The 4,528-nt window shown below is 68.6% G+C and carries 3 protein-coding genes and 1 pseudogene; all 4 read left to right on the top strand.

All coding sequences use genetic code 11. The features are described from left to right. Window positions 1-1,344 (top strand): annotated as a pseudogene (locus RDU12_RS12840) (TonB-dependent receptor); the annotation flags it as partial. Between the two features lie 93 nt (window positions 1,345-1,437). Beyond that, window positions 1,438-2,877, top strand: a complete 1,440-nt coding sequence (locus RDU12_RS12845) for a glucoamylase family protein (protein WP_308684969.1) — start codon at window positions 1,438-1,440, stop codon at window positions 2,875-2,877. Next, window positions 2,874-4,145, top strand: a complete 1,272-nt coding sequence (locus RDU12_RS12850; protein WP_308684971.1) for an extracellular solute-binding protein — start codon at window positions 2,874-2,876, stop codon at window positions 4,143-4,145. Before RDU12_RS12845 ends, RDU12_RS12850 begins: the two co-directional genes overlap by 4 nt. Next, on the top strand, window positions 4,142-4,528 hold a 387-nt coding region (locus tag RDU12_RS12855; protein ID WP_374990218.1), incomplete at its 3' end, for a carbohydrate ABC transporter permease. The genes RDU12_RS12850 and RDU12_RS12855, both read left to right, overlap by 4 nt.

Here is a 4,528-nt window from a genome sequence, read left to right on the forward strand (position 1 = left end):
CGACGAGCGTGGTCAACTCCGCAGTGCGGACGGCAATTCTTCGGCAGAGGTCACAGGACGGTCGCACACGAAGCCACGACACACGTACGCCGTTTCGAGGCCGTCGACCGGTGGATCGCCTCGACGGACGGCGGCAAGCCGGCGGGTTATGCGCCGAGCTGGTTCGACCGCGACGACTACATCGCGACCGGGAATAATCGCGATCCCTTCGCCGGAGCCTTCCAGCCGCGGATCGGCTTCTCGTACGATGTCTTCGGGGACCGCTCGACGGTCATCTTCGGCGGCGCCGGGCGCTATTACGACCGGGTCCAGTTCAACTTCTCGTTCGACGAGATCGTCAAGCCGTTCGACTTCCGCCAGAACGTCTTCTTCTCGACCACCGGCGCCCCTCCCGGGGTGGCCAGCGGCAACGCCGGCGATCCGATCCTGTGGGACGAATCCTATCGCACGGTGGCGGGCCTGGACGCCCTGCTCGACACCATCCCCGCCAAGGGCGAGGCCTTCCTGCTGGCCAACGACTTCGAGCCGCCGCGGACCGACCAGTTCAACATCGGCGTCCGTCAGCGCCTCGGCGACTGGCAGACCGAGCTGACGCTCGCCTATGGCAAGACCGAGAACGAGTTCACCTGGCAGTATCTGACGCGCTGCCGCGAACCCAACCGCCCCAATGACGGCGACGGCTTCGGCGACAACGGCGGCTTCTGCGGACCGGGCGGAGCCAACCCCTACCGGGGCTACTTCGTCTCCGACCACAACAAGGAACGCGAGTTCACCGCCCTCTACCTGAAAGCCGACAAGCCCTACACGCGGGACTCCGGCTGGGGCTTCAACCTCGCCTACACCTGGTCGGAGTCGCTGCAGAACGGCGGCAACGACAATTTCTGCTTCGACTGCTTCTCGGTCGAGACGTCCCCGATGCGTTCGTCGGCCAATGACGAGACGCACCGGATCGTCGCCAACGGCATCGTCGACCTGCCGTGGGACTTCCAGCTGTCGGGCATCCTGACCCTGGGCTCCGGCTCGCCGTTCAACGTCTTCGACGGCACGGGTTCGCAGTTCTACTTCCGGCCCTACGGCGGGCGACCGGAGAAGTACGGCTTCATCCTGCCGAACGCCTTCGCCTACCGGAACCTGGACCTCCGCCTGACCAAGAATTTCGAGGTCTTCGGCGGTCAGGAGCTGTCGCTGTTCGTCGACGCCATCAACGTCTTCAACTTCGACAACTACTCCGGCTTCGACGGCGGAACGGGCTCGAGCGCGAACCCGAACCCGAACTTCGGCAAGCCGAGCTCGGTGCTGTTCCCGACCCGGACCTTCCAGGTCGGCATGCGCTACAGCTTCTAGGGCCTTCCCCGAGCCGGCGGCCGCCCCTCGCAACCCGGCGGGGGACGGCCCGTTTTTTTGACTAGTCGGAAGGCGAGTATGAGAGTGGCCGGCATGGATCGTCGTCATTTCCTGATGGGTTCCACGGTCGCGAGCGTCGGCGCCCTTGGACTGGCCGGCTGCGCCGGGGCACCGGGCGCGCCGTGGATCGGCGGCGGGGCGCTGGATGGCGAGGTCGAGGAACTGCAGGCGCGGACGTTCCGCTGGTTCGTCGACGTCACCAACCGCGCCAACGGGCTGACGCCCGACCGGTGGCCGCGCAAGACCTTCGCCTCGATCGCCGCCGTCGGCTTCGCCCTGACCTGCTGGCCGATCGGGGTCGAGCGGGGCTGGATGACCCGCGAGGAGGCGCGCGAGCGCACCCTGATCACGGCCCGCTTCTTCCATGACGCGCCGCAGGGCCCGGAGCCGACCGGGGTGACCGGCCACAAGGGCTTCTTCTACCACTTCCTCGACATGGAGACCGGCCACCGCTACCGCGACACCGAGCTGTCGACGGTGGACACGACCCTGCTGCTGGGCGGCCTGCTGTTCGCCGCGCAGTGGTTCGACGGCGACCATCCGGACGAGGTTGAGATCCGGCGGCTGGCCCAGGCGATCTACGAGCGGGTCGAGTGGGACTGGGCGGTGGTGCGGCCGAACCGCATCTCGATGGGCTGGCGTCCCGAGCGCGGCTTCATCGCCGCCGACTGGAACAAGTACAACGAAGGCATGCTGGTCCTGCTGCTGGCCATCGGCAGCCCGACGCATTCGGTCCCGGCGGCCGTCTGGGACGAATGGTGCAGCGTCTACGACCAGAGCTGGACGGACGAATGGGGCCCGGCGCACCTGCATTTCGGGCCGCTGTTCGGCCACCAGTACAGCCACATGTACGTCGACTTCCGCGGCATCCACGACCCGTTCATGCGCTCGAAACAGGCGGAGATTCCGGGCTTCGACTATTTCCGGAACAGCGTCCGGGCGGTGCAGGCGCAGCGCAAATACGCCATCGACAATCCGATGGGCTGGGCCGGCTATTCGGCCGATGTCTGGGGCCTGACCGCCTGCGACGGGCCGGGCGATTTCAAGCAGGTCATCGACGGGCGTGAGCGGCAGTTCTTCAGCTATTCCGCGCGCGGGCCGGGCGACCGGGACGACGGCACCCTCGCCCCGACCGCGGCGCTCGGCTCGATGCCGTTCGCCCCGGCCGAGGTGACCGCCTGCCTGAAGGCGATGAAGGCCCGTTACGGGGCGGGAATCTATACCCAGTACGGCTTCCTCGATGCGTTCAATCCGACGCTGGCGGCCACCGACCGCACCCTTCAGCACGGGCGGATCGTGCCCGGGGTCGGCTGGGTCGACGGCGACTATCTGGGCATAGACCAGGGCCCGATCGTCATCCAGATCGAGAACCATCGCTCCGACGCGGTCTGGAAGCGGATGCGCCGCGAGCCGAACCTCGTCCGCGGCCTCAAGGTCGCCGGATTCACGGGCGGCTGGCTGGCTGACGCATGACGCCTCCGCGGCCGGATCGGCGCGCGGCGCTCGGCCTTCTGGCCGGGGCCGCGGCGACGGGTCTGGCCGGTTGCGGGCGGCGGGAGGACGGGACTGCCCGCCTGACCTTCTGGGCCATGGGCAATGAGGCGACGAACGTCCCCCGGATGCTGCCGGAGTTCGAGCGGCTCAATCCGGGGATCAAGGTCCACGTCCAGGCCCTGCCGTGGACGGCCGCGCACCAGAAACTGCTGACCGCCTATGCCGGGGACTCGCTGCCGGACCTGAGCCAGGTGGGCAACACCTGGGTGTCGGAGATGGCGGCCATCGGCGCGATTTCGGCCCTGCCGGCCTTCGCCTCCGACCTGCTGACCGACCAGTTCCCGGCGGTGCTGGAGACCAACCGCATCGACGGCCGGGTGGTGGGCATCCCCTGGTACGTCGACACCCGGCTGATCTTCTACCGGTCTGACCTGCTGGCGCAGGCGGGGTTCGAGGCCGTGCCGCCGACCTGGGCCGGCTGGAAACAGGCCATGCACGCGGTCAGGCGAGTCGCGGGGGACGGCAACTACGCCGTGCTGCTGCCGCTCAACGAGTTCGAACAGCTGCTGACCTTCGGCCTGCAGGGGGACGAACCGCTGCTGAGGGACGAGGACACGCGCGGCAATTTCTCCAGCCCGTCGTTCGTGGCGGCGCTGGCCTTCTACAAGAGCCTGTTCGACGAGGGCCTGGCCCCGGTGGCCTCGGCGGCGCAGATCTCCAACGTCTGGACCGAGTTCGCCCGCGGCTGGTTCAGCTTCTACTTCTCCGGACCGTGGACCATCGGCGACTTCCGCAACCGGCTCGGTCCGGGGACGCAGTGGATGACCTCGGGCGTGCCGGGGCCTGACGGGCCGGGGGCCTCGGCGCCCGGCGGATCGTCGCTGGTGGTCTATCGCTCGTCGCCGCGTCAGGAGGCGGCGTGGAAGCTGGTGCGCTACCTGTCCGACCCGGCGGTGCAGGCGCGCTTCAACGTCATCACCGGCAACCTGCCGGCGCGGCAGAGCGCCTGGGCCGCGCCGGCGGTGGCCAATGATCCCTATATCGCCGCCTTCAAGGGCCAGCTGTCGCGCGCCGAGGCGGTGCCCAAGGTGCCGGAGTGGGAGCGGATCGTCACCGAGATGCAGATCGTCGCCGAGCGGATGGTGCGCGGCGAATACACGCCCGAGGCCGCCGGCGCCGAGATCGACCGCCGCGCCGACCGGCTGCTGGAGAAGCGCCGCTGGATGATGGAGCGGGGCCGGGCATGACCGACATCCGCCTGAACATGGCCAAGGCCGAGGCGGAAGCCGCCGTCCGTCCGCGCCGGCGTCCGGGCGGCGTCCGCTCGCGCGAGCGCGCCGCCTGGGGCTTCGTGGCGCCGGCGCTGATCGCCATCGCGGTGTTCTTCGCCATCCCGGTGTTCGCGGCCCTGCTGCTGAGCCTGACCGATTTCGACATCTACGCCCTGGCCGACCTGAACAACGTCCGCTTCATCGGGCTGCAGAACTACGAGCGACTATTCGCCAATCCGCTGTTCTGGGGGGCGATGAGGAACACCGGCCTGTTCGCGGTTCTGGGCGTGCCGCTGTCGATCGCCGTCTCGCTGGCGGCGGCGGTCATTCTCAATGCGCGGGTGGTGAAATGGCGGCCG

Source organism: Brevundimonas sp. (assembly GCF_031082345.1).
Taxonomy (GTDB): Bacteria; Pseudomonadota; Alphaproteobacteria; order Caulobacterales; family Caulobacteraceae; genus Brevundimonas.